This is a genomic window from Dactylosporangium sp. NPDC049742, from assembly GCF_040674675.1.
GTDB classification, from domain to species: domain Bacteria; phylum Actinomycetota; class Actinomycetes; order Mycobacteriales; family Micromonosporaceae; genus Dactylosporangium; species Dactylosporangium maewongense.
The window spans coordinates 1-26697 of the sequence record NZ_JBFANF010000009.1 but is presented as its reverse complement, the minus strand read 5'-3'; the positions used below and the strand labels follow the sequence as shown (position 1 = coordinate 26697).

The following is a 26697-nucleotide window of genomic DNA, read 5'->3' as shown; positions in this document are numbered from 1 at the left end:
GATGTGCCCGTGACGTCGCCGTATCCGTTCTCGGCCGTGGTCGGCCTGCCCGACCTGCGCCTGGCCCTGCTGCTCACCGCCGTGTCCCCGGCGATCGGCGGGGTGCTCGTCCGGGGTGAGAAGGGCACCGCCAAGTCGACCGTCGTGCGTGGCGTCGCCGCGCTGCTGCCGGAGGTCGACGTCGTCGCCGGCTGCCGCTTCGCCTGCGACCCCTTGGCCGCCGACCCTTCGTGCCCCGACGGCCCGCACACCGCCGGCACGCCCGCCGCCCGGCGCCGCTCCGCGCTGGTCGAGCTGCCCGTCGGCGCCACCGAGGACCGGGTCGTCGGCACCCTCGACCTGCAGCGGGCCCTCGGCGAGGGCGTGAAGGCCTACGAGCCCGGCCTGCTCGCCGCCGCACACCGGGGCGTTCTCTACGTCGACGAGGTCAACCTGCTGCCCGACCACCTCGTCGACCTGCTCCTCGACGCCGCCGCGATGGGCCGCGCCCACGTCGAGCGCGACGGGGTCTCCGTCAAGCACGCCGCCCGCTTCCTGCTCGTCGGCACCATGAACCCGGAGGAGGGCGAGCCGCGGCCGCAGCTCGTCGACCGGTTCGGCCTGGTCGTCGGCGTGGCCGCGCCCGCCACGGTCGAGCCGCGGGCCGAGGTGGTGCGGCGGCGGCTGCAGTACGAGAACGACCCCGCCGGGTTCGCCGCCCGCTACGTCGAGCAGGACGCGGCCCTGGCGGGCAGGATCGCCGCCGCCAGGCAGATCCTGCCCCGGGTCACGCTGCCGGACGCGCAGCTGGACCGGATCGCGCGGATCTGCATCGCGTACCGGGTCGACGGCCTGCGCGCCGACATCGTCGTGGCCCGCACGGCGGTCGCCGTCGCCGCCTGGCACGGCCGGACCGTCGTGACGAAGGACGACCTGCGGGACGCGGCCCGGCTCGCGCTGCCGCACCGGCGCCGCCGCGACCCCCTGGACCCGCCGGGCGCGGACCAGGAGCGCCTGGAGGAGATCCTCGACCAGGAGCTCGGCGGCCCGGACGACGCTTCCGACGACGGCGGCTCCGACACCGACGGCCCTGACGGCGGCCCTGACAGCGGCGGCCCCGATGGTGGCGGCCCGGACGGCGGCGGACCTGACGACGGCGGCGCTGACGGCAGTGGCCCGCCCCCGCCGAGCGCTTCTACCGACTCATCCGACATTTCCGGTTCGCCGGGTCCGGCCGGCGAGCCGGGTGGCCGCCCGACCCCCGAACAAACGTCGGTCGATACGTCGGGCGTCGACGGGGATGCCGGCCCCGCCACGGGCCCGGCCGGGGACCTCGCGTTCGCGCAGGCCCCGTACAAGACGCGGCTCTTGAAGATCGGTGGGAGGGCCAACCGGCAGCAGGGCTCCCACGCCGGCCGGCGCTCACCCGCGCACGGCCGGCACGGCCGCGTCGTGCGGTCCCGGCAGCCCAGCGGCAAGCTCGTCAGCCTGCACCTGCCCGACACCGTGCGCGCCGCCGCGCTGCGCGGGTCCCGCCGCGTCCACGCCCGCGACCTGCGCGAGGCGGTCAAGGTGGGCCGGGAGGCCAACCTTGTGCTGTTCGTCGTCGACGCGTCCGGGTCGATGGCGGCCCGGCAGCGGATGACCGTCGTGAAGACGGCCGTGCTGTCGCTGCTGCGCGACGCGTACCAGCGCCGGGACAAGGTCGGCATGATCACCTTCCGCGGCGCGGAGGCCACCACGGTCCTCGAGCCGACCGCCAGCCACGAGGTCGGCGTGCTGCGCCTCGCCGAGCTGCGCACCGGCGGCCGGACCCCCCTCGCGGCGGGACTGCGCCAGGCCGCCCGCACGCTGCACGGCGAGAAGCGCCGCGACGCCCGCCGCCGCCCGCTGCTCGTCGTCGTCACCGACGGCCGCGCGACCAGCGGCCCCGACCCGATGACCGTCGCGCCCGCGCTCGCCGGCATCCCCGCGGTCGTCGTCGACTGCGAGTCCGGCCCCGTGCGGCTCGGCCTCGCCGGCCGCCTCGCCCGGGCCCTGTCCGCCGACTGCCTGCCGCTGTCGGCACTGTCCACCGCCACGATCCGCACGGGGAGCTGAACATGCCGCAGGGCAAGGTCGAGAGCGTGCCGGACGACGGGCTCACCACCCGCCAGCGCCGCCGGCAGCACATCCTGGCCGTCCACACCGGACAGGGCAAGGGCAAGTCGACGGCCGCGTTCGGGATGGCGCTGCGCGCCTGGAGCGCCGGCTGGCCGATCGCCGTCTACCAGTTCGTGAAGAGCCCCAAGTGGCGCGTCGGCGAGGAGACCGCCCTCAAGGCCCTCGGTGAGACCGGCAAGGGCGGCCCCGTCGTGTGGCAGAAGATGGGCGAGGGCTGGTCCTGGATCCAGCGCCCCGGCACCGAACGCGACCACGCCGCCGAGGCCGCCGAAGGCTGGGAGCAGATCAAGCGCGACCTGGCCGCGGAGGCGCACCGGTTCTACGTGCTCGACGAGTTCACGTACCCGATGAAGTGGGGCTGGGTCGACGTCGCCGACGTCGTCGACACCCTGCGGGACCGGCCCGGCAACCAGCACGTCGTCATCACCGGCCGGGACGCGCACCCCGACCTCGTCGCGATCGCCGACCTCGTCACCGACATGACGAAGGTCAAGCACCCCATGGACGCGGGGCGTAAAGGCCAGCAGGGCATCGAGTGGTAGCCCGCATCGTCGTCGCGGCGCCGGCCTCCGGCCACGGCAAGACGACCGTGGCGACCGGGCTCCTCGCCGCGTTCGCGGCCCGTGGCCTGCGCGTGGCGCCGTTCAAGGTCGGCCCGGACTACATCGACCCCGGCTACCACGCGCTCGCCGCCGGCCGCCCCGGCCGCAACCTCGACCCGGTCCTCGTCGGCGAGGAGCGGATCGGCCCGCTGTTCGCGCACGGCTCCGCCGGCGCCGACGTCGCGGTCGTCGAGGGGGTCATGGGCCTGTTCGACGGGCGCACCGGCGCGGGCGAGCTCGGCTCCACCGCGCACGTCGCGAAGCTGCTCGACGCGCCCGTCGTCCTCGTGGTCGACGCGACCGCACAGGCCCGGTCGATCGCCGCCGTCGTGCACGGCTTCCGGTCGTTCGGGTCCGGCGTGCGCATCGCCGGGGTGGTGCTCAACCGGGTCGGCTCCGACCGGCACGAGCAGATCCTCCGCGACGCGTGCGCCGAGGTCGGCACGCCCGTCCTCGGGGTGCTGCGCCGCCACGACGCGGTCGCCGCCCCGTCCCGGCACCTCGGCCTCGTCCCCGTCGTCGAACGCCACGCCGAGGCCCTCGAGTCCGTGCGGGCCCTCGCCGCCGTGGTCGCCTCCGGTGTGGACCTGGACGCGGTCCTCGCCGTCGCCCGCTCGGCGCCCCCGTTCGCCGCTGCGCCCTGGACGCCGTCGGTGGGTGAGCCCGTCGCCGGACGGCCCGTGGTCGCGGTCGCCGGCGGGCCCGCGTTCTCCTTCAGCTACGCCGAGACGGTCGAGCTGCTCACCGCCGCCGGCGCCGAGGTGTCCATCGTGGACCCGTTGCGGGACGAGGCGCTGCCGCCCGGCACGCGCGGGCTGGTCGTCGGTGGCGGCTTCCCCGAGGTGTACGCGCAGCAGCTGTCCGACAACGCGCCGCTCCGCGAGGCGGTCGCCGCACTTGCCGCCCGCGGCGCTCCGATCGCGGCCGAGTGCGCCGGGCTGCTGTGGCTGGCGCGGACCCTGGACGGCCGGCCGATGTGCGGGGTGCTGCCCGTCGACGCCGCCATGACCCCGAAGCTGACCCTCGGCTACCGCGACGCCGTCGCCGTCGCCGACAGCGCGCTCGCCGCCGCCGGCACCCGGGTCAGCGGCCACGAGTTCCACCGCACCGCCGTCACCCCGTCCTCCGGCGCCACGCCCGCGTGGGCCTGGCACGGCGAGAACGGGACGGTCCGGGAGGGGTTCGCGGAGGGGTCGGTGCACGCGTCGTACCTGCACCTGCACTGGGCCGGCGCCCCGCACCTCGCGCACAGGCTGGTCTCGGCATGCGCGTAGTGCTCGGGTTCGGCGCCCGCTCCACCGCCACCGCCGCCGACGTCGAGGCCCTCCTGCCCACCTTCACCGGCGACGTGGTGCTCGCCGTGTCCACTGTGGACGCCAGGGTGGACCTGGCGGCGGAGCTGGCGTCCCGGCACGGCTGGGAGGTCGTCACCCACCCGGCGTCCGCGCTCGCCGCCGTCGAGGTGCCGAACCCGTCCCCGCGGGTGGCCGCCCACACCGGCACCCCGAGCGTCGCCGAGGCCGCCGCACTGCTCACCGCCCGCGCCGCCGCGTCCACCTCGCCGCCGTCGGCTGGGCCTGCCGCGCCGTCCTCGGCGGGGTCGGGCGCGACCGTCCCCGGTCGGTCTGACGTGCCACTCCCCGCAAAGACGTTGGTCACTACGACCGCGCTCTACGGCCCGGCGGTGCTCGTCGTCGCCAGGCAGTCGTCCGCGGTCGCGACCCTCGCCGTCGCGGCGGTCGCGCCCGAGGTGACCGTCGTCGGGATCGGCGCCGACGGCCTGGAGTCCGTGTCGCCGGCGGGGCGTGCCGCGATCGCCGGGGCCACCGTCGTGTTCGGCAGCGGGCGGCAGCTCGACCTCGCCGCCGTCACCGCGAAACGGGTCGAGTGGCCGTCACCGCTCGTGCCCGCGCTGCCGCGACTGCTCGCCGAGCACCACGCCGACCGGGTCGTGGTCCTCGCCAGCGGCGACCCCACGTACTACGGCATCGGCAGCACCCTCGTCAGGCTGCTCGGCGCGGCGCACGTGCACGTGGTGCCGCACCCGTCGTCGGTGTCCCTCGCGTGCGCCCGGCTCGGCTGGGCCCAGGACGACGTCGAGGTCGTCAGCGCCGTCGGCCGGTCCGTCGACGCGCTGCGCAGAGTCCTCCACAATGGACGCCGGGTGCTCGTCCTCAGCTCCGGCGCCGCCACCCCGCCGTCGGTGGCCGCGATCCTCGCCGAGACCGGGTTCGGCGACAGCACCGTCACCGTCCTGGAGTCGCTCGGCGGCCCGGACGAGCGGATCCACCACGACGTCACGGCCGCCCGCCCGCTGAACGTCGTCGCCGTCGACTGCCGCGGCAGCGGTGCGGCCCTGACTCCAGGACTCGCCGACGACTCGTACAGCAGCGACGGCCAGCTCACCAAGCGCGAGATCCGCGCCGTCACCCTCGCCGCGCTCGGCCCCCGCCCCGGCGAGCTGCTGTGGGACGTCGGCGCCGGCTCGGGCAGCATCGCGATCGAGTGGCTGCGCGCGCACCGCTCGTGCCGCGCCGTCGCCGTCGAACGCGACCCCGTCCGGGCCGAGCGGGTCACCGCCAACGCCCGTACCCTCGGCGTCCCGCACCTGTCCACAGTGGTCGGTGCCGCGCCCGGCGCGCTCGACGGCCTCGCCCCGTCCGAAGCGATACCGGACGCCGTCTTCATCGGCGGCGGCTTCACCGCGGCAGGGGTGTTCGAGCGCTGCTGGTCGGCGCTGCGCCCCGGCGGCCGGCTCGTCGTCAACGCGGTCACCGTCGCCTCGGAGCGGCTCGTCGCCGAGCTCCACGAGACGCACGGCGGCTCCCTGACCCGGATCGCGGTCCAGCGTGCCGCACCCGTCGGCGGGTTCCTCGCCTGGCGGCCGATGATGCCGGTGACGCAATGGGTGGTGTGGAAATGACGGTGTACTTCATCGGTGCCGGACCGGGCGCCGCGGACCTCATCACGGTCCGCGGCCGCGACGTACTCGCCCGGACCCCGGTCTGCCTGTACGCGGGCAGCCTCGTGCCGGTCGAGCTCCTCGACGTGTGCCCGCCCGGCGCCCGGCTCGTCGACACCGCGAACCTCGACCTCGACCAGATCCTCGCCGAGCTGACCACCGCGCACGCCGCCGGCCTCGACGTCGCCCGCCTGCACTCCGGCGACCCTTCGGTCTTCAGTGCGATGGCCGAGCAGCTGCGCCGCCTCGACGCCGCGGGCGTGCCGTACGAGATCGTGCCGGGCGTCCCCGCGTTCGCCGCCGCGGCCGCCTCCCTGGGGCGCGAGCTGACCGTGCCGGGCGTCGCGCAGACCCTCATCCTCACCCGCACCGCCGCCCGTGCCACCCCGATGCCCCCGGGCGAGGAACTGTCCACACTGGCCGCCAGCCGCGCCACGATCGTGCTCCACCTGGCCGTGCAGCGCATCGCCGTCCTCGTCGAGGAGCTGATCCCCTGGTACGGCGCGGACTGCCCCGCCGCCGTCGTCGCCCGCGCCAGCCGCCCCGACGAGGTCATCCTCCGCGGTACCCTCGCCGACATCGCCCACCAGGTCCAGGAGGCGGGCATCCTGCGCACCGCCGTCATCGTCGTCGGGCGCGTCCTCACCGCCGAGGAGTTCCCCGACAGCCACCTGTACTCCACCACCCGCCACCGCTCGTGAGCCTCGACCTGTACCTCGCCGGCGGCGAGGTCGTGCAGGCGGACCACCCCGCCGTCCGTGCGACCGCGGCGGCGCTGCGGGGAGGGCGTGACGACACCGGCTTCGCGCGGGTGGCGTTCGAGTTCGTACGGGACGAGGTGCGGCACTCGGTCGACGCCGGCGATCCGCGGGTGACGGTCACCGCGGCGGAGGTGCTCGATCAGCGCGTCGGGCTGTGCTACGCCAAGTCACACCTGCTCGCCGCCCTGCTGCGGGCCGAGGGCGTGCCGGCCGGCCTCTGCTACCAGCGTCTCGCGACCGGCGACGGCGGCTTCGTGCTGCACGGCCTCGTCGCCGTGCACCTCGGCGGCCGGTGGCACCGGCAGGACCCGCGCGGCAACAAGCCGGGCGTCGACGCGCAGTTCTCGCTCGCCGGCCCGCGGCTGGCCTTCACCGTCGACCCGGCGGCGGGCGAGTGCGACTACGAGCCCGTGTCCGCGACCCCCGACCGGGGCGTCCTGGCCGCCCTGCGCTCCACCACCGACGTCCTCGCCCTGTGCGCCACGGGCCTGCCCGACTCTCTGAGCGACCGCTGACCCGACGCCGTCGAGGACCTCGCCGCGGGTGTGCTCACCCCTGGGGCCGGTCGACCGGCCAGAGCACGGGATCGATACGGGTCAGGGTGTCGCGCAGCCTGGCGGCGCCCCGGTGGACCCGCGGGTCGGCGTCCTCGACCATCGCGTCGCACCGGCGCACCGCGGCGTCGCGCTCTTCGGCGTAGATGTTGAACACATGGCCGACGGCGGTGCCGAGCCAGTTGGCGTGGTTGTCGCCGGCGCCCGCCGGCGCTGCCGCCGATGAGGTGTCGCACCGTCATCGGCGGCGTCGCCTGGCGGGCCGTCAGGCGCGTGGCTCTTGCAGGGCGGCCGGCTGGGGCGCGGGTGCGGTTTCGGGGGTAGGTGGCAGGGGCGCGGGTTCCCGGAGGGCGGCGGACAGGGCGACCGCCAGCACGGGCACGACGGCGAGGGCGATGAAGGTGCCGCGGGGCCCGTGGTGGTCGGCGATGAGGCCGAGCAGCGGCATCGCCAGGCCGCCGGCGCTGACGGCCAGGCCGAGGGTGACGCCGGCGGCGGTGCCGGGGCGGGTCGGCAGGTAGTCCTGGCCCAGCTTGACCAGCACGGCGAACGGGATGTTCGTGACCAGGCCGACCAGCAGCACCAGCGGCAGCGCCAGGTAGGGCGACGGGCACAGGAGCATGACCGCGATCGCCGGGCCGAGCAGCAGGTTCCCCAGGCGTACGGTGCGCACGAGGCCGATCCGGTCGGCGATCCGGCCGCCGGCGAGGGTGCCCAGGACGCCGCCGCCGAGCTGCAGGGCGAGGGCGGCGCCGCCGAGGGTGGGGGAGGCGCCGAGGGTGTCGATCCAGTAGAGGGCGACGAACGTGTTGACGCCGAACGACACCGCCGAGCGGACGATCTCCACCGACGCCAGGACGGCGAACTGCGCGGGCCGGTCCCGGCCCTCGGCGGCGGCCCGGGCGGAGGCGACGCCCGTGGTGCGGCGCTGGTGGCGGAGCAGGACGAAGCCCATGAGCACGGCCGGCGGGATGAACAGGGCGGTGGCGCCGACGCCCCACGCGTCCAGCGCCGGGGTCGCCAGGGCTGGGGCGACGAAGAAGCCGACGCTGCCGCCCGCGGCGAAGTAGCTCATCGCGGTCGCGCTCGACCCCGCCGCGAGCCGCGCGTCGCGCCCCGCCGCCGGGTGGAACATCGCCACGCCGAGGCCGGACAGCAGCAGGAGGGTCCAGACCACGGGGTACGACGGCGCCACCCCGGCCAGGCCCGCGCCGGTGCCGGCCAGGGCCACCCCCACCGGCGACATCCACGGCAGGCGGCGCCGGTCGGCGAGCACGCCGAAGACGAGCTGCGGCAGGGAGCTGCCGAGCGCGGCGGCCATGGCGAGCCCCGCGGCGGCGACGTAGCCGTAGTGGCGGTCGAGGACGAAGTACGGCACCGCGGCGGGCACGAGCCCCTGGTAGAAGTCGTCGACGGCGTGCGCCGCCGCCCACACCCGCATGCGCCGCCACGGGGAGGCGATCGCAGTTGCAACAGTCACCCGTTCAAGATCGCAGCGGGTGTACGGTGCGGGCTTCCGGTATTCTGCCGATCGATGTCGAACATCCGCCACATGCCGGTCGCTCCGACGAAAGCCACCGAGCACGGCTCCGGCTTCCACATCGACCGGCACCGCCACGACCAGCATCAGCTGGTGTACGTGAGCCGCGGGGTCATCGCCGTGCAGACGGAGGCCGGCGGGTGGGTCGCGGCGGCGGACCGGGCGGTGTGGATCCCCGCCGGCTGCTGGCACGAGCACCGGTTCCACGGCGCGAGCGCGTTCCACACCGTCGGGTTCGCCGCCGACGACCCGCCGCTGCCGGCCGGCGCGCCGACCGTCGTCACGGTCGGCCCGCTGCTGCGAGAGCTGCTCGTCGCCTGTACCGACGCGGACCTGCCGGCCGATGAGGAGACGCGGCTGAGGGCGGTGATCCGGGACCGGCTGCACCGCGCGCCGCAGGAGCCGGTCGCGCTGCCCACCGCCCGCGACGGGAGGCTCGCCGCCGCGTGCGCGGCCGCCGCGGACCGCCTCGACGAGCCGCGGACCCTGGCCTCGCTGGCCCGGGAGGCCGGCGCGAGCGAGCGGACCCTGGCCCGGCTGTTCCGCGCCGAGTTCGGGATGACGTATCCGCAGTGGCGCACCAACGTCCGCGTGTACCGCGCGATGATCCTCCTCGCGGGCGGCCTGCCGGTCACGGCGGTCGCGCACCGGTGCGGGTTCGCGACGCCGAGCAGCTTCGTCGACACGTTCCGCCGCGCGACCGGCCAGACCCCGGGCGTCTACGCGGCCCGCGAACGGGCCGGCTGAGGCGCGGCCGGCCCGTCGCTCCGCGCGTCCCGGAACGGACTCAGGTGCAGTGCTTGAGCTTCGGCCGGATCGACGCCGGCACCGTGTCCTGGCAGACGTTGTCGGTGCCGCCGATGAGCGCCTTCCAGACCTTGTTCGTGCCGTCGTACTTGAACACGACGACGGCGGTGTCCATCGCCTCCGGCTGCGTCAGGGCCGTCGCGTACCCCTGGTAGCAGCTGATGTCCTTGAAGCCCTTGCCGAGGATGATCGCCCCGGCGACCTCGGCGTTGGCCTGGAACGCCTTCTGCAGCGTGGCCGCGTCGACGGGGCAGCTCCCGCCGGTCGCCGCCGAGCCGGATGCGGCCGGTGCCGCGCTGGACGGTGCCGCCGCGCTGGACGTGCCGGCGGCCGGAGCGGTGCTGTTGGTGGCGGCGGGTGCCGCGGTGGTGTCGGCCGGGTCCTCCGAGGAGCAGCCGGCGAGGGCGATCGCCGCGACGGCGATCGGGAGCAACGCTCGTGTCATCACACGCGGAATCCTGTCGTCTCCGAGGGCCGCGTGGTTGTCGGCTAGCGGACATCTACATTGGACAGTCGGCGGATGTCAGGCGTCGATGCGCATGAGCTTCCGGAAGTCGTACTGGTAGCCGTACCTGAGGCCGGTGAGCTGCTCGTCGACGGCGCCGACGCGGTCGGCGGGCACCGCCCGGCGCAGCTCGGCGCGCAGCACGACGCGGGCCAGGCAGTCGCCGGTCAGGTCGAGGAAGTCAGGGCCGCCCACGGGCTCCTCGGCGGCCGGGAACCACGACTCGTCGCGCAGTGTCTCCCACCATCGTTCGGGGACGAACTCCTGCAGCATGTCCACCGCCGGGGCGAGCCAGCCGTCCGGCGCGTAGCCGGTGCTGTCGACCCAGACCGTGCCCGCGAACGGGCCGTTGAGGACCAGCCACGCGTACAGCTGGCTGCGGGTGCCGCCGAGGTGCAGCATCCCGTCGCGGGTGTCGCCGTCGATGTCGTAGAAGTCGTCCGGGTCCAGATGGTCCGCGTCCTCGCCCATCTCCTCCTGGTACTCCTCCAGCTGATCCGGCGTGCCGGCCCAGGCGCGGTCCAGCGGGAACGGCTCCGTGTTGCACCGGAAGTAGTCCTCGGCCTCGTCCTGCTTGGACAGTGGCGTGCCGTACGCGGCCAGGGCCAGCAGCCCCGTGTCGGCGTCGCCGAACTCGAGCAGGTAGCGGCGGTAGTTCTCCGGCAGGCGGATCCCGTGCCGGGACTCGAATCCCTCCACTGTGGACGCGTCCAGCGGGGCGGGTGCGGCCTCGGTCCAGGCGAGGTCGTGCAGGCGGGCGAACAGCCGCCGGATCCTGGCGAGGCGCGCCTCGATGTCGGTCACGGGTCGACCCTAGCGGCCGCGTCTCCACCCGCGGGCTGAGCCCCGAGGTCCATCTCCGCGCCGACGCGCCCGGCCACCGCCGCTGCGCTCGGCCGGCTGCACTCGGTGGCGGCCGCCGGATTCTTCGCGGCGGGGACAGCCTTTGCCGGGGTCATGGGGGTCCTGCGGTTCCGCACGCTGCGGGTCTGGCACGCCGCGGACGGTCCGTGGTGTGAGGGCGACTGGCGCACCGGCGCGCTGTGGGTCGCGACGATCGCGGCGCGGTGGGACTGTTCGTCCCCGCGGCCCGGCTGGGTGTGCGGCGGTGATGCTCACGATGTCGGAGCTGCGCGGTTGGCGCACGGCCCGCCGCTACGCGGTGCCGGCCGCGATGATCCGCCACGCCACCGACCTGCGCCTCGCCGGGGACTGGCGGGGCGCCTGCGCCGCCGCGGACGTCGAGGTCGACGTGGACCTCATCGCGCTCGCGCGCCGGCACGGCACGGACGTCGCGGACCGGGTCGAGGCCGACGTGCGGCACCTCGCGCCGGACCTGCTGCGCTGGCACCTGCCCCGCCGGCCGGGCACCGGCAAGACTGCCCTGTCGCCGCGCCGGCTGTCCGTGCTGGCGCGCTACGGCGAAGGTGGCCCCGTCCTGTACGCCGGCAGCCCCCGCAGCGGCTACGGCCGGCAGCGACTGCGGCTGATCGCGACCGCCGACGCACCGGAGCGCGTCGACCGCTGCGCCGTCTACGGCGACGAGCGGGACGGCAGCAGGGCCTGGTACGACGGCGACGACCTGACCGGGCAGCGGCACCTGTGGGACGCCCGCCGCGCCGGCGAGCTGCTCGCCCACTACGGCCTGAGCGAGGTGCCCGGCCTGGGCCCGCCGGACGTGACCGCGACCGCGACCCTGATCCAGGATCTCCAGGACACCGGCTTCCTCGACGAGGCGCTGGACCTGCTCGGCGTCGAGGTCGTGGCGCCCAAGCCCCGCCACTGGGACTGGCGCCCCCGGCTGAGGGCGGGGTTCCGCTGCAGGCTGCCCGAGATGGTGCGCGAGATCCGCCGCGCCGGCGCCCGGTCCGGCGCCACCCGGGTGACGGCCGGGTTCGGCGGCACGCCGCTGCTGGCGTTCGAGGACGTCACGGCCGACCGCATCCGGATGACCGACGAGCGGCGGTACGTGCCGCCGGACGACCAGCCGTACGTGGCGCTGGACCGGCTGGGCGTGCCGATCGACGCGCTCCTGCTCAGGCTCGGCCTGCTCGCCCCGGACGAGCTGCACCCCCTCGTGCACGCCGCGTTCCTCCCCGGACGGGACGGGCCGCCGGAGGGTCCGCCGGGTCCGGTGCGGCCGTCGCCGGTACGGGTGCGCTGCCGCGGCGAGTGGCACGAGGTCCTCCGCATGGAGGGCGGCGCCGTCCGCGGCCCGCACAGCGAGGAGGAGCGGCAGCGGGGAGCGGCGCCGCACACGCTCGGCGGGAGCGTCGACGGCTGCTTCGCGGTTGCGGCGCAGTGGCGCACCGGCACGGGCCGGCTCCCGCGGCGGCTGCGGGAGCTGCGCCGCGAGTTGATGCAGCGGGCGCTGCACGGCGACGCGGAAGGGGTGACCGCGCTGCTGGACGAGGGCGTCGACCCGCACGTCCGCGACGACCGGGGCCGCACGCTGCTGCACCTGGCGGCCCACCTGGACGACCTGGCGCTCCTGGACCGCCTGCTCACCGCCGGGCTCGACGTGAACGCCCGCGACCTCCGCGGCGTCACGCCGCTGCACGCCGCCGTCCACGGCATGGGTGACGTCGGGGTGATCCGGGCGCTGGTCGCCGCCGGAGCGGACCGCGCCGTCGAGATCGCCTGCGACGAGGAGCTCGGCGAGCCGATCGCGGACTGGGCCGAGCGGGTGAGGAAGGCCGACCGGGACGTCCTCGGCCCGCTGCTGCGCCGCTGAGGCCGCGCCGGGTCAGCGGGGGCGCAGGCCGTCCAGGGCGATCTGCAGCACCCGGTCGCGCTGGGCGTCGTCGCGGAAGCCGGCCGAGGTGAGGCCGCTCAGCATGCGGACGGTGTCGTCGAACGTGACGTCGGGCCGGACGGCGCCGGCGGACTGGGCGCGGGCCATCAGGGGTTCGCCGACCCGGTAGATCTCCTCGCGGCAGCTGCGGAACATCGCCGAGTCGCGGTTGAGCGCCTCGTAGATGGCGCGCTTCGTCGCCGCGTACGACACGAACCTGCGCAACCAGGACTCCAGGGCCTCCCACGGCGGGAGGCCGGCGACGTCCTCGGCGGTCTGGCACAGCTGCTCGATCTCGCCGAGGTAGACGGTCTCGAAGAGGTCCTGGCGGGTGGGGAAGTTGCGGTACAGCGTCCCGATCCCGACGCCGGCGCGCCGGGCGATGTCCTCCAGGGACGCGTCGGTGCCGTGCTCGGCGAACGCGTCACGGGCCGCGGTGAGGAGCGCGTCGAAGTTGCGCCGGGCGTCGGCGCGCTGCGGGCGCCGGACGGCGACAGGGGACTCGGCCGACATGGGTGATCTCCAGCACACAACGAAAGGTGGAACCAGGTGGAAGCGGAGGCACCCCTCCGCTAATGTGGAGGCGTACCTCCACTACTGTACCGCGTCCGGGGGAAAGATCCGATGACACGCGCACTCACCCTCAGCCCGCCGTCGCTCGCCACCGTCCAGCCGCCGGCGAGCCGGTTCCTCTTCGTCGCGCTCGCCACCGCGGCCGCGTCGTTCTCCCTGCTGCAGTCGCTGGTCACGCCGGTGCTGCCGAAGATCCAGCACGACCTGCACACCAGCCAGGGCACGGTCACCTGGGTGCTCACGGCGTGGCTGCTGTCCGCCGCCGTGGCGACGCCGATCATGGGGCGCATCGGCGACATGTACGGCAAGCGCCGCACCCTCCTCGTCGCGCTCGCCGCCATCGCGGCCGGGTGCCTGATCGCCGCCGCGGCGCCCAACGCCGGCGTCCTGATCATCGGGCGGGTCGTGCAGGGCCTCGGCGGGGCGGTGTTCCCGATCTCGTTCGGCATCCTCCGCGACGAGCTGCCGCCGGCCCGGGTCCCGTCCGCGATCGGCGGGCTGTCCGCGGTGATCGCCGTCGGCGGTGGCCTCGGCGTGGTCCTCGCCGGCCCGGTCGTCGGCGCGCTGGACTGGCGGGCGCTGTTCTGGATCCCCGCCGTCGTCGTGGCGGGCACCGCGCTGCTGACGCTGCGGTTCGTCCGCGAGTCGCCGGTCGGCGACCCGGGTCAGGGCCGGGGCCGGATCAACTGGCCGGCCGGGGTGCTGCTGTCCGCGTGGCTGGTCGCCCTGATCCTGCCGCTGAGCAAGGCCCCGGTGTGGGGGTGGACGTCCGCGCGGGTCGTCGGGCCGCTGCTGCTCGCTCTCGTCCTCGCCGCCGCATGGGTACTGGTGGAGCTGCGTTCGGCGGAGCCGCTGATCGACATGCAGATGATGCGGCTGCCCGCGGTGTGGACGACGAACCTGGTGTCGCTGCTGTTCGGCGCCGGGATGTTCGCGACCTACGCGTTCCTGCCCCAGTTCCTGCAGACGCCGCGGTCGACCGGCTACGGGTTCGGCACCACGGTCACCGGTGCCGGTCTCGCCATGCTGCCGATGCTGGTCACGATGGCGGTGGCCGGGTCCGCGAGCGGCCCGCTGACCGCGTACGTGCCGACGAAGGTCCAGCTGCTGATCGGCACCGCGACCGCGGCGGTGTCGTGCGCGGGGCTGACGCTGTTCCACGACGCGTACTGGCAGGTCGCCGTCGCGACGGGCGCGTTCGGGGTGGGGCTCGGGCTGACGTTCACGGCGATGGTCAACCTCATCGTGGCGACCGTCCCCGCCGGGCAGACGGCCGTGGCCAGCGGCATGAACGCCAACATCCGCACCATCGGCGGCTCGCTCGGCGCGGCCGTGGCCAGCGCCGTGATCACGGCCCACGCGACGCCCGCGGGCCTGCCGCTGGAGTCGGGCTACACATACGCCTTCGCCGTGCTGACCGCGATGCTGGCCACCGCCGCGGTGATCGCGATCCTGGTCCCCCGGGCCCGGAAGGCCTGAGGGACCAGGGTCGACGGCTCAGCCGCGGGCGATCCAGACGTCGTCGAGCATGCCGTGGAACTGGTCGTTGTCCTTGCCGTTGCCCTTGCCGCCGATGCTGAGCGGCACGGTGTTGACGACCGACAGCGTCGCCGGCAGGGTCGCCGTGCCGTGGACCACGTCGTCGACGAGCAGGGTCAGGGAGGTGCCGTCGCGGCGGCACTCCAGGCGGTGCCAGGCGCCGTCGGACACCGACACGTCCGACAGGGCCACGTGGATCGCGGGCCCGGCCGCGTCGGCGAACACGCAGCTCGGCCGGCCCGCCGCGCCGTCGATCTGCAGCTTGTACTGGGTGCCGGAGGCCGAGTAGCCCTTCTGCACGATGTTCTGCCCGGAGCCGGTCTCCTTCTTCGGCAGGCGCACGGTCGCGCCGTAGCGGATCGGGCCGGTGCCGGGGTTCAGCTCCGGCGAGTCGGGCGTCTGCAACACCGCGTGCGGGCACTTCTTGCCGGCGCACCGGGTCGGGAAGTCCACCGCCAGGCCGGTGGTGATCCTCCCGGGCAGCTCGGCGAGCCGGACCTTGCCACCGTGCCCGGCCGACGAGGTGAGCGTGTGCCCGTGCCCGGAGTCGTCGGCGACGACGGCGCCCCCGGCTCCCTTGCTGGCGGTGTCGAAGGTGTACCGGGCGACGACGACCGGCGCGGCCGCCTCGGCCGTGGTGGTGGCGGCGGTCGGCTCGGGTGCGGGCCGGCCCGGGGCGGCGGACGCGGGGCCGGCGCCGCCGAGCGCGCAGAGTGCCGCGGCCGCCAGCACCGCCGGCCGGATGACGCTCATCCGTCCGCCATACGTGTTCCCCCATGTGTTCATGCCCGAAATGTGTCATATTGACGCCGTAACCTCCGAGCATTTCCCCCAACGTGTCGGCTGCATTCCGTAACCGAACGGTTGACGCACGGTCACCCAAACCGGATGTCCGAACATGATCGTCAAGGTTCTGGGAAACTTGAACCATGCGGTGGGCGGCGGTGGTTGCTGTGCTGATCGTGCTGGTGCCCTCCGCCGGTCACGCTGCCGTGCCGGCGAGGGCGCCGGCGGCACCCGCCGAGATGTGCCGGATCACCGACCCCGGCGTGACCGAGGTGTCCGGGCTCGCCGTCACCCCCACCGGCTACCTCGTGGAGAACGACAGCAACCCCGACCCCGCCAGGACCCGCGTCTTCATGCTCGACAAGGCGTGCAGGGTGAGCGGCACCGTCCAGTACCCCACGACCGCCCGGGACCCCGAAGACCTCGCCGTCGACCGGAAGGGCACGCTGTGGATCGCCGACATCGGCGACAACGGCCCCATGACCGGCGGCTCCGGCAACCGCCGCAGCACGATCGCGCTGTGGACCATGGCCGCCGGCTCGAAGCAGCTGAAGATCCACCGCCTGGTGTATCCGGACGGGGTGCCCCGCGACGCCGAGGCGCTGCTCATCGACGGGCGGGGCCGGCCGGTGATCGTCACCAAGGACCCCAACGGCGAGGTGTTCCGCCTCGACACGCCGCTGCCGACCGACAACACCGAGGGCGCGCGGCTCACCAAGGTCGGCGCGTTCGAGCCGCGGCGCACCGGCACGTCCAACCCGTTCGGGTTCCTCGGCATCGCCTGGGTCACCGGCGCCGCCGTGTCCGCCGACGGCACCAAGGCGGTGGTGCGCACCTACGCCGACGCCTACGAGTTCGAGGTCAAGGGCGGCGACGTCGCCGCGGCGATCACCTCCGGCAAGGCCACCGTGACCGCGCTGCCCGACGAGCCGCAGGGGGAGGCGATCGCCTACACCGCCGACGGCGCGAGCCTGCTGACCGTCTCCGACCAGGACGGTCCGGCCGTGATCCTGCGGTACCCCAGCGGCCTGAAACCGGCCCCGCCGAGCAGTGCCGCGCCGCCCCCGCCGGCCCAGGCTCAAGCCCAGGCGCAGGCCCGGACGGCGCCCGAGTCGAAGCGGTCCACCCGCGCCCCGCTGCTGCTGGGCGCCTTCACGGTGGTCGCGTTGATGCTGGTCGCGGCCGTAGCACGACGCGCCAGGCGACGATGAGCACCCACGGTGTCGACGCGGGAGCGCTCACATGACACGATTCACCGACAAACAGCAGTCGGGGGAGGGACAGGCGGCGGTGGTGCGCATCGAGGTCGAGCGGGCCACGACCCGTGACATGCGCCGGCGCAACCGGTCAACGCTGCTGTCGGAGCTGTTCTTCCGGGGGCCGCTGAGCCGCCACGACCTGAGCCGCATCACCGGCCTGAGCGCCGCGACCGCCAGCAGCGTCACCGGCGAGCTGCTCCAGGAGCACCTCATCGTCGAGGCCGGCCAGATCGAGTCCGACGGCGGCCGCCCGCGCGTGCTGCTGCGCGTCAACCCCGACTTCGGCCGGCTCGTCGGCGCCGACGTCGGCGAGACCGGCGTCAAGGTCGAGCTGTTCGACCTGTCCATGACCCGCCTCGCGGCCGTCGACGAGCCGCTGCCGTCGTCACGGCCCGCCCCGGAGGCCGTCGCCGGGCAGTTGCTCGCCGGCATCCGCGAGGTCCTCGGCGACACCGACCCGGCCGACGTCATCGGCGTCGGCATCGGCGTGCCCGGCACCGTCGAGCAGTCCGACCCCGTGCGGGTGCACGCCCCGACCATCGGCTGGCGCGGCACGTCCCTCGACGGGCTGCTGCGCGACGGCGGCGTCACCGCCCCGCTCTTCATCGAGAACGGCGCGAAGTCCCTCGGCCAGGCCGAGATGTGGTTCGGCGCGGGCCGCGGCGCCGCCAACGCCGTCATCGTCCTCGTCGGCTCCGGCGTCGGCGCCGCCGTCATCACCAACGGCACCCTCTACCGCGGCGCGAGCAGCAGCGCCGGCGAATGGGGCCACACCACGGTCGTCTACGGCGGCCGGCAGTGCCGGTGCGGCGCCCGCGGCTGCCTGGAGGCCTATGTCGGCGCCGAGGGCATCCTCGACCGGTACCAGCAGGTCAACCCCGGCCTGGTCCGCAGCGCCGACGAGGTCGCCGACGTCGCCGCCCTCATCGCGGCCGGCACGCCCGACGCCGAGGGCATCCTCGCCGAGACCGCCGGCATGCTCGGCGCCGGCATCGGCAACCTGGTCAACCTGTTCAACCCCGAGCGCGTCGTCCTCGGCGGCTGGGCCGGCCTCGCCCTCGGCGCCCGCTTCCTGCCGCAGATCCGCGCGGCGGCGGGGGAGCAGGCCCTGGAGCACCCGTTCGGCCAGGTGTCGATCGAGCTGTGCGAGCTCGGCCCCGACGCCGTCGCGTTCGGCGCGGCCACCCTGCCGATGGCCGAGCTGCTGCGCCGCGCGTCCCGCCCCTGACCCCCGTGTCGCACTTCTGACCGCCGTTTGCCGAAAGTCGTGTCGCGACCTGCGAAGATCGCAACAGTTCGCCTCGCGCCCCCTTGCCATCATGTCCCGCATGAAGGCACTGGCAGGCGGATGGGCGCTCACCGGCACGGGCGCCCTGCTCGGACTCGGCACCACGCTCGCGCTCTGGGCCATCGGCCCGTCCAAGTTCGACCCGGCCCGCTCGTGCCACTACCGCTTCGACGAGAGCCGCCCGTTCACGGCCGTCGAGCGCTCCTTCCCACCCCGCGTCACGTGCGTCCGCGACGACGGCCAGACCTTCGAGTACCTCTCCTCGACCACGACCCTCACCACCACGGTCCTCCTCGCCGTCTCGGCGGCGCTGGTCCTGGCGGGCGCCGCCCTCCTCGCCACGACCTGGCTGCGCCGCGACGCCCTCCTCGCCCCACCCCCGACCGGCAGCCGCGCCGCGCACCTGTGGCTCGCCCTGCTGCTCGGCCTCGCCCTCACGTTCGTCGTGACCGGCCTGGGCCTGGCGCTGTACCTCTTCCTCGGCCCCTTCGCCGCCCTCTTCCTCGCCACCCCGGCCCTCCTCGGCGCCGCCACCCTCGCCGCCGCTGTGGACCGCCACGCCGGCCCACCCCGCCCCGGCCCCCGCCGCCGCGGCACGACCGTCACCCTCGGCGGCGCCCTCCTCGGCACGGCCCTGGTCCTCGCCACCTCCACCATCGACGCCCTCGACGGCTGGACCCCGCTGACCTTCCTGCTCGCCGTCCTCCTGTACCCCACGATCGCCGCCACCCAGCACTTCCTGCCCAACCCCGACCCGACCCCCCAGCCCGCTCAACCAGCCCGCCCCTGAACCACCACCCTTTTCAGGCGCCGGCCAGGAATGGTCAGCGGCACACCGCGCGCGATCTCCTGCAGCGCGCGCATCGTCTCCTCCTCCGGGAACAGTGCCGCGACCACGAGCTCCGAGAGATGCTCCTTGTACGGGTCGCAGCGATCCGTGTCGGCGAGATACTCGGCGTTGTCCAGGTGCTCCATGTACACGACGTCCGCGAGGTGCCTGGAGCGCAACCGGAAAATCGTGAACGAGTTCCCCGCACCGGTCCGCAGGCCGTCCTGGATCGGCAAGATCTGCACGGTGGCGCGCCGGCGCTGCACCACTTCCGCCAGGAACGCCAGCTGCTCCTGCATCACGGCCTGGTCGCCGATCTGCTGCCGCAGCGCGGCCTCGTCGATGACCGCCCACAGCCGCGGCGTGTCCCGCGCGAACAGCATCTGCTGCCGGTGCATCCGCAGCGCCAGCCGCCGCTCGGCCTCCCTCGGCTCCTGGTAGCGCAGCCGGATCACTTCCTTCGCGTATGCCGACGTCTGCAGCAGCCCTGGCACGAACCGCAGCTCGTAGGTCCGGATGAGATCCGCGGCCGACTCCAGCCCCAGATAGCCGCTGAACCAGTCGGCGACGACGTCACCGTATTGGTGCCACCACTGCCGCGTGCTCGCCACCGATGCGATGTGCAGGATCGCGGCCCTTTCCCGCGGATCCGTCACGCCGTAGAGGTCGAGCAGCCGCTCCAGATCGCGGTCCTTGATGCCCACGTCGCCAACTGCGCTTCGACGGCGGGGTGCGCACCGCCGCGCACGACCGCTCCGCCGAGCTGGCCGAGGTCCGCCGGCGGCTGAGCGAGGCGGGCAGCCGTCCGGGGCCGGCGCCGGGGGAGACGAGCGGCGACTGGATCGACCGGACGTTCTCGCTGTCGTTCGACTACAGCTGGCCGGCGGACTGAAGAGCGGATTGAAAGAGCGGACTGAAAGAGCGGACTGAAAGAGCGGACTGAAAGAAGGGCCTCAGCCGTGCCGGTACGGCTGGAACTCCAGCGACGCCGGGTAGCCGGTGCCGGTCACGGCCTCGATGACGGCCCACAGGAAGTCCTCGTCGGGTCCCCAGGACGGGATCTCCACGGTCGCCTCCACGGGCAGCGGCGTGCCCACGTCGACGACCACCTCCCCGTCGGCGTGGACGACCTGCCGCACGACCTCGCCGCCGCTGGAGAGCGTGAACGCGTAGGTGCTGGCGACGCTGGAGAAGATGACGCTCAGCACGTCGCCGGGCGGGTCGCAGGCCGGGGCGAGCGCCATCGACGGGTCCCACACCTGCGCCCAGCCGCCCGTCTCCGCGGCGAACAGCACCCCGTCGGCGAGCCCGCTCGTGGCCTCGTCGACGGGGACCGGGGCACCCTCCGCGACCACGGGGGACGCGAGCAGCGCGGCGGCCTCCGCCGCCGAGGCGCCCCGCACGAACAGCGCCGACGTGTTCCAACCCATCCCGAAACCCTAGAGCAGCCAGTGGTCGTGCGGGTGGCGGCCCGGCCGGAAGCCGGCGGCCTCCACCATCGCGGCCGCCTCGGCGAAGCCGGTCGCGACCAGGTCGGGCCGGTGCGCGTCGCTGCCGAAGCACACGGCGCGCCCGCCGCAGTCGCGCCACCAGGCGACGAACTCGGGCTCCGGGCCGCGGCGGGTGTTGACCTCCAGGGCTCGGCCGGTGCCGGCGAGGGCGCGCAGCACCGCCCGGATCTCCTCCTCGAAGTCCGCGATCGTGAACGTGGTGCCGTCCGGCAGGTAGCGGACCGGGTAGTCGAGGTGGGTCAGGGCCGAGAACGGCGGACCCGACTCGATCATGAGGATCGCCTCGGTGAAGTAGTCGCGCAGCACGTCCGCGACGCCCCGCAGCGGGTACTCGTCCTCGACGAGGCGGAACCGGCCGTCCACCCGCAGCGAGTGCAGCGACCCGATGACCCGCTCGAACGGCGCCGACGCCAGCAGCGAGGACGCCTGCGCCGGGAACCAGTGCGGCTCGCCCAGCTCGACCCCGGTGATGATCTTCAACGTCGGGAACTTCGACCGACACCGGTCGATCGCCGCCAGGTAGCCGGGCACGTCCAGCGGCGGCGGGGCGAGGTTCCTGTCGTCGGCCATGTGCGAGAACCGGCGGCCCGGGACGGCGTCGACGTCCCAGACGACGAAGTCGGTGTGCTCGGTGAACGCGATCGCCGGCAGCCCGAGCTCCACGGCCCGCGCGCAGGAGCCCTCCATGTCGCCGGTCGCGGTGTCCCAGGAGAACTCGGTGTGCGTGTGCAGGTCCGCGGGGAGCATGCCGGTGATCGTGTCAGGAGATGCCGAGGCCCCGCAGGTGTGTGAGGGCGTCGGTGACGCTCGCCACCACGGGCACGCCGGGCGTGACGGGCGGCCGGTCGACCATGAGCACCGGCAGCCGCAGCGACCGGGCCGCGTCCAGCTTCGCGGCCGTCATCGGGCCGCCGCTGTCCTTCGTCACGAGGAGTTGGATGTCGTACGAGGTGAGCAGCGCCGTCTCCCCGTCGACGGTGAACGGCCCCCGGTCGAGGATCGACGCCAGCCGCGGCGGGTGCGGCGGCGCCACCGGGTCGACGCTGCGCACGAGGAACCAGCGGTCCGTCAGGGCGGCGAACGCGCCGAGGCCCTGCCTGCCGGTGGTGAGGAACACCCGCTCGTAAGGGGATGCCGCGATGAACGCCGCCGCGGCATCGAGGTCCTGTACCCGGTGCCACTCGTCGCCCTCGCCGGCGATCCAACCCGGGCGTCGCAGCACCACCAGCGGTACACCTGCCGCCGCCGCCGACGCGCTCATCCCGGCCGCGAACGGATGGGTCGCGTCGACGACCACGTCGACCGCCTCGGCCCGCGCATAGGCGGCCAGCCCCGCGGGGCCGCCGAACCCGCCGACGCGGACCTCGCCGGGCGGCAGGGCAGGGTCGGCGACCCGCCCGGCGAGGGAGCTGATCACCCGGCAGCCGCCGGTCAGCGCCTCCGCGAGCCGCCTCGCCTCACCGGTCCCGCCGAGGATGAGCACAGTGCGCACGCCGGCAAGGATGTCACGCGGCGACGTGCAGCTCGACGCGTCCCTTCCCGGCCGCCTTCGAGCGGTACAGCGCGGCGTCGGCGAGGCGGAACATCGTCTCGTCGTCCAGTCCCGGCGTGCGGACCACGACTCCGGCGCTCGCGCCGACCCGCACCGGGCAGCCCGACGACGCCACCCGCGCCACGATCCCGGCGATGATCCGGTCGGCGACCGCGACCGCCTCCCGCTCGTCTCGCACGTCGGCGAGCAGGACCGCGAACTCGTCGCCGCCGAGCCGGGCGGGCAGGTCGCCGGCCCGGACCGCGGCCCGCAGCGCACCGGCCGCCTCGACGAGCACCCGGTCGCCGGCCGGGTGCCCGAGCGTGTCGTTGACCTGCTTGAACCCGTCGAGGTCGAGCAGCACCAGCCCGCCCTGCAGCGACGGCAGCGTCGCGTAGAGCAGCGCCCGGTTCGGCAGGCCGGTGAGGTCGTCGTGGGTCGCCTGGTGCGCCAGCTCGGCCCGCTGCCGGTTGACCTCGGCGAGCAGTTGCGCGTTGGTACGGAGGACCAGGTACTGCCGCACGAGCACCAGACCGGCGACGAGCAGCAGCGCCGACAGCATGACGCCGTCGACGGCACCGGTCCGGTAGGCGGCTGCGGCGACCGCGAACGCGCCGGCGACCGGCACGTACGGCAGCGCGCCCCGCCAGCCGAGCGCGACCGCGGGCTCCTCGCCGACGGCCGGCATGTGGAACCGGCCGGCGAAGTGCAGCAGCCCGCTCGCCGTGCCGTACCCGGCCGGGAGGCTGTGCACGTACCACGACCAGCCGTGCCGGCCGAGCCAAAGGTAGGCGAGAGTGGCGCCGGCGAACACGGCGAACCCGCCGGTCAGGACGGTGACGGCGGTCGTGCCGCCGAGCCGGCTGCGGGACAGCAGGACGATCGCGATCGCGATGCAGGCGATGTGCACGCTCGGCACGCCGGTCGCGACGACGTCCAGCACGTACAGCAGGCAGGCCAGGGTCCAGCCGCTGGACGCGAGCCCGGCGAAGAACCAGGCGACCCTGGCCCTGCCGGTACCGGCGGCGAAACGGCGGAAGAGCCGCACGTTCGTGGCGAGGGCGAGGAGCGTCGTGGCGGCGCCCACGGTCGCGATCGTGCCGGCCGTGGGCGCCAGGATGACCGCGACCTGGGCCGCGGCGCAGACCGCGAGCAGACCGGCGACGAACAGCATCGCCGGTCTGATCGGCAGTGGTTACGGGTAGTTGACCCAGTTCGCGACGTTCGTCGAGGAGTTCGACGGCCCGCCGGTGTTGTTGATGATGTGCGCGATCGTGCCGGTGCCGCCGAGGGAGACGGTGACCATGTTGTGGAACTTCACGTTCGGCGTCTGCGGGACCTCGAACGAGTGGCCCAGCACGACGCTCGGGTTGGTGCTGAAGAAGCAGTAGCTGCCCAGCCCCCACGCCTCGTGACTGGTGACGTTCGCGCCGACCTTGTACGCGGCCCAGCCCTGCGCCCCGCCGCCGCTGGACCAGCTGGCCTGGTTCGGCACGTCGTACGGGATCTCGTTCTGGTAGAAGTACGTCCGGCCGCCGTTGCCGTTCCAGATCGTCTGGTACTGCTGGTAGTGCTCGACGAAGAGGCCGTACATGGTGACGTTGTTGCCGTTGACGACGAGGCCGTTCGCGCCGGTGTTGATGTTCCAGCCGACGGTGCCGCCGTTGCCGTGGTCGGCGCGCCAGATCCACATGTGGTCGCCGATCACGTTGTTGCTGTTGACCCGCAGGCTGACGGTCGCCTTGCCGGCGATCGAGCCGCCGACGCGGAAGAACACGTCGTGCAGCGACGTCGGGTTCGCCGAGTGGTCCGCGGTCGAGCCGTTCGGGCCGACCTCCATGAGGACCTGCGAGTTGGTGGTGCCGGCGTCGAAGAGGACCCCGGCGACCTTCACGCCGTCGACGTCGGCGACGGTCATCGCGGTCACGCCGTTGTCGGGCACGATCGTGGCCAGGCCCAGGCCGAGCACGACCGTGTTGGCGCGGGTGATCCGGATGGTGTCGTTCACGTGGTACACGCCGGGGGTGAACAGCAGGTTCTGCCCGGCGGCGAGGGCCGCGTTGATGCTGGCCGCGGTCGCGTCGGCCTTCACGATGTAGAACTGGCTGATCGGCAGGCTCGACCCGGCGGTGCTGCCGCTGGACCAGCTGTTGCCGCTGGCGTTGGTCCGCAGCGACGGCACGAACACCTGGTAGGCGCCGGCGCTGTCGACGTACAGGAACGGCTTCTCCCGCACGACCGGCGCGGCGCCGACCGTGGTGTACGGCGGGTTGGGGAAGCTGTTGCCGGGCGCGCCGGCGGTACCGACGAAGACCTGGTTCCAGTTCGAGCCGGACCAGCTGCCGATCTGCGAGTTACGGGTGATCCACTGCTGCTGGCTGCCGGACTGGATCTGGCCGTCGATCTTGCTGTCGGAGATCCAGCCACCGCTGGACCAGCCGCCGTCGGACAGCGCCAGGTTCCCGCGCACGTGCATCCGCCGGTACGGCGCGGCCTGCGACACCGCCCACCGGTCGAGCCCGCCGGTCGGGGTGACGGACAGGTTCTCCGCGGAGCGCCAGAAGTTCTGCGTCGCGTTCTGCGAGCCGTCCGGCCACCAGTCGGCCTCGGCGTGCACGGCGCCGTTGATGACCACCGAGTCCGGGCTCAGCCCGAGGCCGGCGACCTGGGTGAAGAACCCGACGTTGGCGTTGACGTTGTACGTGCCGGGCTTGAACAGCAGCGCGAACCGGGCGTTGCCGAACTGGTTCGTCACCTGCTGGTTGAACACGGTGTTGAGCCGGTTCTGGATCGTCGCCTGCGACATCGAAGAGTCGAACACCGACACGTTCGGGCCGAGGTCGGGGTTGTTCGGGTTGTTCGGGGGCGTGCTGGTCGGCGGGTTCGTGGTGCCTCCCGGGAGCGTCCACTGCTGGTTGGCGCTCGCGAAGCAGTCCCACAGCTGGAGCTTGGTCCCGTCGGCGGAGCTGGGGCCGGTCGCGTCCAGGCACTTGCCGAGCGACCGCAGCGTGCCGTCGCTCTGCTTGGACCACTGCTGCGCGGTGGTCCCGTTGCAGTCCCAGATCTGGATCTTCGTGCCGTTGGCGTTGCTGGCGGCGTTGACGTCGAGGCACTTGCCGAGGGCGCGGATCGTGCCGTCGTCGCCGACCGTCCACTGCTGGGCGCCGGTGCCGTTGCAGGTGTACAGCTGGACCTGGGTGCCGTTGGCGCTGCTGGCGGCGGCGACGTCGACGCACTTGCCGCCGTAGCCGGTGATCTGGCCGGTGGCGGCGGCCGAGGCGGTGGTCATGGCGACCACGGTGGTGCCGGTGACGGCAAGAACGGTCGCGCCGATGGCGAGACCGATCCTGCGTCGTGAGATGCGGGTCACGGGGGTCCCTTCTGGGCGGTTCGCCCGCCCTCGGGACCAATGTCGGGGGTAGGTCCGGGGCGGGCGGGGAGCCGCCCTCCGACGCCGGTGGGTGACGACGGAGGCCGAGATCTGTGAAGTTGCCTTACAGATCCATCGGAGGCTATTCCCGCCCCGGTACCTTAGTCAATACGCGACCTGAATTAAGGGGCTGGCCTGCGGATTTAAGCCTTCGCCAGGATCTCGCCCGCGCCGCCGACCGTCTCGTTCACGGCCTCCAGGTAGGCCTTCATGTCCGTGTTCTCCAGCCCCGTGCCCGCCACGACGACCGTGTTGCCGACGATGAGCGTCGGGTACATCTTCGCCTCGTCCTGCGCGTACGCCTTGGCCGCGTTGGCCGCCTTGAACTCCACGAAGATCGCCTGCTGCCCCCGCGACGGCATGAAGTCGCCCTTCTTCTTGTAGCAGTCGAACTGCTTGAAGTTCGCGACCGCGGACCGGTACTTCGACGGCACCCCCGTCGAGTTCGTGTCCCACTGGCCGACCGGGCACAGCGGGTCCTTGGTGAACAGGTCACCGGTCAGCTTCGCCACCGTCTGGTACTGCAGCCCCTTCCCGGCCGCACCGCTCGCCTTCGCGCTGGCACTCCCGGACGGCTGCCCACTCCCGGCGGGCGCGGCGCTGGCAACGGTCGAGGCCGCGGCGGCCGGCGCGGCCTTCGTGTCGTCGGCCTTCTTGTCATCACCCCCGCAAGCGGCGGTCATCAGCAGGGTGGCACCGGCAACAACGGACGCGATCAGCAGACGCTTCATGGGGATTCGTTTCCTTATGTATGTGGTGGTGCGCGGAAGGTGTTCAGGGGGTTGTTTTCCTTGCGACGCCCATGAACCTACGCACCCCACCCGGCCGTTGAATCCCGGATGTATGCCACCCGACAACCACCGTGTCCCACCTCACTGTGCTTCCGCCCCACCGCTTCGCGGCGGGTCCCGGCGGGGATTCTCACCCGCGCCCCAATGCGCCGCTTCGCGGCGCACTGCCTGCGCTCGCGCGCGGCAGGACGCCGCTCACGCGGGCATCCGCGGCCCGTCCAACTCCGGTTGGAACGCCCGCTTGTCCGCCGCCGCGCAAGATCGAAGGACGAATCCAGCCACCCTGACGACCACTGCGATCCTTCGATCAAGCCCTGACGTTCCCCGCACTACCGCCCACGACCGCACTACTCACGGCAAGGTGCTCGATCCGGGTCCCGCGGCGTGATGCGACCGCTGCGCGCCCTGACGCGGAGAAGGCCGCGCCCTCCCCCGAACCGCATGATCCAAGGACGGAGCTGGTCGTCGGGGTGACCGTTCCCGTCCTTCGATC

The 26697-nt window shown here is 73.9% G+C and carries 26 protein-coding genes; 13 read left to right on the top strand and 13 right to left on the bottom strand.

Going from position 1 to position 26697, the window contains the following annotated elements; genetic code table 11:
- Nucleotides 1-9: 9 nt before the first annotated feature.
- The 6 genes from AB0J72_RS14140 to AB0J72_RS14115 are packed head-to-tail and all read left to right on the top strand — an operon-like array spanning nucleotide 10 to nucleotide 6982.
- Nucleotides 10-2079, top strand: a complete 2070-nt coding sequence (locus AB0J72_RS14140) for a VWA domain-containing protein (RefSeq protein ID WP_363398581.1) — start codon at nucleotides 10-12, stop codon at nucleotides 2077-2079.
- Between the two features lie 2 nt (nucleotides 2080-2081).
- The gene (cobO, locus tag AB0J72_RS14135; RefSeq protein WP_363398579.1) at nucleotides 2082-2684 is read left to right on the top strand and encodes a cob(I)yrinic acid a,c-diamide adenosyltransferase; all 603 of its coding nucleotides are present in this window, start codon (nucleotides 2082-2084) and stop codon (nucleotides 2682-2684) included.
- Complete coding sequence (locus AB0J72_RS14130) at nucleotides 2678-4018, top strand: cobyrinate a,c-diamide synthase (RefSeq protein WP_363398577.1); 1341 nt, start codon at nucleotides 2678-2680, stop codon at nucleotides 4016-4018. Before cobO ends, AB0J72_RS14130 begins: the two co-directional genes overlap by 7 nt.
- Nucleotides 4009-5667: a precorrin-6y C5,15-methyltransferase (decarboxylating) subunit CbiE gene (cbiE, locus tag AB0J72_RS14125; protein ID WP_363398575.1), complete on the top strand. Its 1659-nt coding sequence runs from the start codon at nucleotides 4009-4011 to the stop codon at nucleotides 5665-5667. Before AB0J72_RS14130 ends, cbiE begins: the two co-directional genes overlap by 10 nt.
- Entirely contained in the window at nucleotides 5664-6407 is a 744-nt protein-coding gene (gene cobM / locus AB0J72_RS14120; RefSeq protein WP_363398573.1) for a precorrin-4 C(11)-methyltransferase, read from the top strand. The genes cbiE and cobM overlap by 4 nt, the downstream gene beginning before the upstream one ends.
- Nucleotides 6404-6982 carry a transglutaminase family protein gene (locus tag AB0J72_RS14115; protein ID WP_363398571.1) on the top strand — a complete coding sequence of 193 codons (579 nt, stop codon included), beginning with the start codon at nucleotides 6404-6406 and terminating at the stop codon, nucleotides 6980-6982. Before cobM ends, AB0J72_RS14115 begins: the two co-directional genes overlap by 4 nt.
- 34 nt (nucleotides 6983-7016) lie before the next feature.
- Here AB0J72_RS14115 and AB0J72_RS14110 read toward each other — a convergent pair whose 3' ends face one another.
- Together AB0J72_RS14110 and AB0J72_RS14105 are read right to left on the bottom strand one after the other, a co-directional pair.
- On the bottom strand, nucleotides 7017-7178 hold the full coding sequence (locus AB0J72_RS14110; protein ID WP_363398569.1) for a hypothetical protein: 162 nt from the start codon (nucleotides 7176-7178) through the stop codon (nucleotides 7017-7019).
- A gap of 108 nt (nucleotides 7179-7286) precedes the next feature.
- The gene (locus AB0J72_RS14105; protein ID WP_363398567.1) at nucleotides 7287-8501 is read right to left on the bottom strand and encodes an MFS transporter; all 1215 of its coding nucleotides are present in this window, start codon (nucleotides 8499-8501) and stop codon (nucleotides 7287-7289) included.
- Between the two features lie 54 nt (nucleotides 8502-8555).
- Here AB0J72_RS14105 and AB0J72_RS14100 point away from each other — a divergent pair, with 54 nt between their 5' ends.
- A complete protein-coding gene (locus AB0J72_RS14100) occupies nucleotides 8556-9308 on the top strand; it encodes a helix-turn-helix transcriptional regulator (protein ID WP_363398566.1) in 753 nt (250 codons plus the stop codon).
- A gap of 40 nt (nucleotides 9309-9348) precedes the next feature.
- Here AB0J72_RS14100 and AB0J72_RS14095 read toward each other — a convergent pair whose 3' ends face one another.
- Nucleotides 9349-9813: a hypothetical protein gene (locus tag AB0J72_RS14095; RefSeq protein WP_363398564.1), complete on the bottom strand. Its 465-nt coding sequence runs from the start codon at nucleotides 9811-9813 to the stop codon at nucleotides 9349-9351.
- Nucleotides 9814-9891: 78 nt separating this feature from the next.
- On the bottom strand, nucleotides 9892-10677 hold the full coding sequence (locus AB0J72_RS14090; RefSeq protein WP_363398562.1) for a hypothetical protein: 786 nt from the start codon (nucleotides 10675-10677) through the stop codon (nucleotides 9892-9894).
- Nucleotides 10678-10984: 307 nt separating this feature from the next.
- Between AB0J72_RS14090 and AB0J72_RS14085 the strand changes: the two genes are divergently transcribed.
- On the top strand, nucleotides 10985-12607 hold the full coding sequence (locus AB0J72_RS14085; RefSeq protein WP_363398960.1) for an ankyrin repeat domain-containing protein: 1623 nt from the start codon (nucleotides 10985-10987) through the stop codon (nucleotides 12605-12607).
- Nucleotides 12608-12619: 12 nt separating this feature from the next.
- Here AB0J72_RS14085 and AB0J72_RS14080 read toward each other — a convergent pair whose 3' ends face one another.
- Nucleotides 12620-13180: a helix-turn-helix domain-containing protein gene (locus tag AB0J72_RS14080; RefSeq protein WP_363398560.1), complete on the bottom strand. Its 561-nt coding sequence runs from the start codon at nucleotides 13178-13180 to the stop codon at nucleotides 12620-12622.
- A gap of 111 nt (nucleotides 13181-13291) precedes the next feature.
- Between AB0J72_RS14080 and AB0J72_RS14075 the strand changes: the two genes are divergently transcribed.
- Nucleotides 13292-14719, top strand: a complete 1428-nt coding sequence (locus tag AB0J72_RS14075) for an MFS transporter (RefSeq protein WP_363398558.1) — start codon at nucleotides 13292-13294, stop codon at nucleotides 14717-14719.
- Nucleotides 14720-14737: 18 nt separating this feature from the next.
- Here the strand turns inward: AB0J72_RS14075 and AB0J72_RS14070 are convergent, their stop codons facing one another.
- On the bottom strand, nucleotides 14738-15565 hold the full coding sequence (locus AB0J72_RS14070) for a LamG-like jellyroll fold domain-containing protein (protein ID WP_363398556.1): 828 nt from the start codon (nucleotides 15563-15565) through the stop codon (nucleotides 14738-14740).
- 158 nt (nucleotides 15566-15723) lie between these two features.
- On the opposite strand from AB0J72_RS14070, the gene AB0J72_RS14065 reads away from it, so the two are divergent.
- The 3 genes from AB0J72_RS14065 (at nucleotide 15724) to AB0J72_RS14055 (ending at nucleotide 18902) form a co-directional block, all read left to right on the top strand.
- Nucleotides 15724-16776 carry a hypothetical protein gene (locus tag AB0J72_RS14065; protein ID WP_363398554.1) on the top strand — a complete coding sequence of 351 codons (1053 nt, stop codon included), beginning with the start codon at nucleotides 15724-15726 and terminating at the stop codon, nucleotides 16774-16776.
- A 31-nt stretch (nucleotides 16777-16807) separates the two neighbouring features.
- A complete protein-coding gene (locus AB0J72_RS14060) occupies nucleotides 16808-18052 on the top strand; it encodes an ROK family protein (RefSeq protein ID WP_363398552.1) in 1245 nt (414 codons plus the stop codon).
- A 100-nt stretch (nucleotides 18053-18152) separates the two neighbouring features.
- Nucleotides 18153-18902 (top strand): hypothetical protein, encoded by a 750-nt coding sequence (locus AB0J72_RS14055; protein WP_363398550.1) that lies wholly within the window; start codon nucleotides 18153-18155, stop codon nucleotides 18900-18902.
- On the opposite strand, the gene AB0J72_RS14050 is transcribed toward AB0J72_RS14055, so the two are convergent.
- Nucleotides 18884-19645, bottom strand: coding sequence for a DUF5753 domain-containing protein (locus tag AB0J72_RS14050; protein ID WP_363398548.1), 762 nt, complete (start codon nucleotides 19643-19645; stop codon nucleotides 18884-18886). The two genes, AB0J72_RS14055 and AB0J72_RS14050, sit on opposite strands and share 19 nt — an antisense overlap.
- A 26-nt stretch (nucleotides 19646-19671) precedes the next feature.
- Here AB0J72_RS14050 and AB0J72_RS14045 point away from each other — a divergent pair, with 26 nt between their 5' ends.
- Entirely contained in the window at nucleotides 19672-19833 is a 162-nt protein-coding gene (locus AB0J72_RS14045) for a hypothetical protein (protein ID WP_363398546.1), read from the top strand.
- A gap of 61 nt (nucleotides 19834-19894) precedes the next feature.
- Here AB0J72_RS14045 and AB0J72_RS14040 read toward each other — a convergent pair whose 3' ends face one another.
- The 6 genes from AB0J72_RS14040 to AB0J72_RS14015 form a co-directional block, all read right to left on the bottom strand.
- A complete protein-coding gene (locus tag AB0J72_RS14040) occupies nucleotides 19895-20371 on the bottom strand; it encodes a hypothetical protein (RefSeq protein ID WP_363398544.1) in 477 nt (158 codons plus the stop codon).
- 9 nt (nucleotides 20372-20380) lie between these two features.
- On the bottom strand, nucleotides 20381-21199 hold the full coding sequence (locus tag AB0J72_RS14035) for a PHP domain-containing protein (RefSeq protein ID WP_363398542.1): 819 nt from the start codon (nucleotides 21197-21199) through the stop codon (nucleotides 20381-20383).
- Between the two features lie 13 nt (nucleotides 21200-21212).
- Complete coding sequence (locus tag AB0J72_RS14030; RefSeq protein ID WP_363398540.1) at nucleotides 21213-21944, bottom strand: cobalt-precorrin-6A reductase; 732 nt, start codon at nucleotides 21942-21944, stop codon at nucleotides 21213-21215.
- A 13-nt stretch (nucleotides 21945-21957) separates the two neighbouring features.
- Nucleotides 21958-23157 carry a GGDEF domain-containing protein gene (locus tag AB0J72_RS14025; RefSeq protein WP_363398538.1) on the bottom strand — a complete coding sequence of 400 codons (1200 nt, stop codon included), beginning with the start codon at nucleotides 23155-23157 and terminating at the stop codon, nucleotides 21958-21960.
- A gap of 21 nt (nucleotides 23158-23178) precedes the next feature.
- Nucleotides 23179-25344, bottom strand: coding sequence for a ricin-type beta-trefoil lectin domain protein (locus AB0J72_RS14020; protein ID WP_363398957.1), 2166 nt, complete (start codon nucleotides 25342-25344; stop codon nucleotides 23179-23181).
- A gap of 212 nt (nucleotides 25345-25556) precedes the next feature.
- Nucleotides 25557-26144, bottom strand: coding sequence for a hypothetical protein (locus tag AB0J72_RS14015; protein WP_363398536.1), 588 nt, complete (start codon nucleotides 26142-26144; stop codon nucleotides 25557-25559).
- Nucleotides 26145-26697: the final 553 nt, after the last annotated feature.

Bases quoted from the DNA above. Each gene is read 5' to 3' on its own strand.
- AB0J72_RS14025 (WP_363398538.1), bottom strand. From the start codon at position 23,157: ATGCTGTTCGTCGCCGGTCTGCTCGCGGTCTGCGCCGCGGCCCAGGTC.
- AB0J72_RS14075 (WP_363398558.1), top strand. From the start codon at position 13,292: ATGACACGCGCACTCACCCTCAGCCCGCCGTCGCTCGCCACCGTCCAG.
- cobO (WP_363398579.1), top strand. From the start codon at position 2,082: ATGCCGCAGGGCAAGGTCGAGAGCGTGCCGGACGACGGGCTCACCACC.
- cobM (WP_363398573.1), top strand. From the start codon at position 5,664: ATGACGGTGTACTTCATCGGTGCCGGACCGGGCGCCGCGGACCTCATC.
- AB0J72_RS14035 (WP_363398542.1), bottom strand. From the start codon at position 21,199: ATGCTCCCCGCGGACCTGCACACGCACACCGAGTTCTCCTGGGACACC.
- AB0J72_RS14015 (WP_363398536.1), bottom strand. From the start codon at position 26,144: ATGAAGCGTCTGCTGATCGCGTCCGTTGTTGCCGGTGCCACCCTGCTG.
- AB0J72_RS14060 (WP_363398552.1), top strand. From the start codon at position 16,808: ATGACACGATTCACCGACAAACAGCAGTCGGGGGAGGGACAGGCGGCG.
- AB0J72_RS14080 (WP_363398560.1), bottom strand. From the start codon at position 13,180: ATGTCGGCCGAGTCCCCTGTCGCCGTCCGGCGCCCGCAGCGCGCCGAC.
- cbiE (WP_363398575.1), top strand. From the start codon at position 4,009: ATGCGCGTAGTGCTCGGGTTCGGCGCCCGCTCCACCGCCACCGCCGCC.
- AB0J72_RS14100 (WP_363398566.1), top strand. From the start codon at position 8,556: ATGTCGAACATCCGCCACATGCCGGTCGCTCCGACGAAAGCCACCGAG.
- AB0J72_RS14085 (WP_363398960.1), top strand. From the start codon at position 10,985: ATGCTCACGATGTCGGAGCTGCGCGGTTGGCGCACGGCCCGCCGCTAC.
- AB0J72_RS14095 (WP_363398564.1), bottom strand. From the start codon at position 9,813: ATGACACGAGCGTTGCTCCCGATCGCCGTCGCGGCGATCGCCCTCGCC.
- AB0J72_RS14040 (WP_363398544.1), bottom strand. From the start codon at position 20,371: ATGGGTTGGAACACGTCGGCGCTGTTCGTGCGGGGCGCCTCGGCGGCG.
- AB0J72_RS14070 (WP_363398556.1), bottom strand. From the start codon at position 15,565: ATGAACACATGGGGGAACACGTATGGCGGACGGATGAGCGTCATCCGG.
- AB0J72_RS14055 (WP_363398550.1), top strand. From the start codon at position 18,153: ATGAAGGCACTGGCAGGCGGATGGGCGCTCACCGGCACGGGCGCCCTG.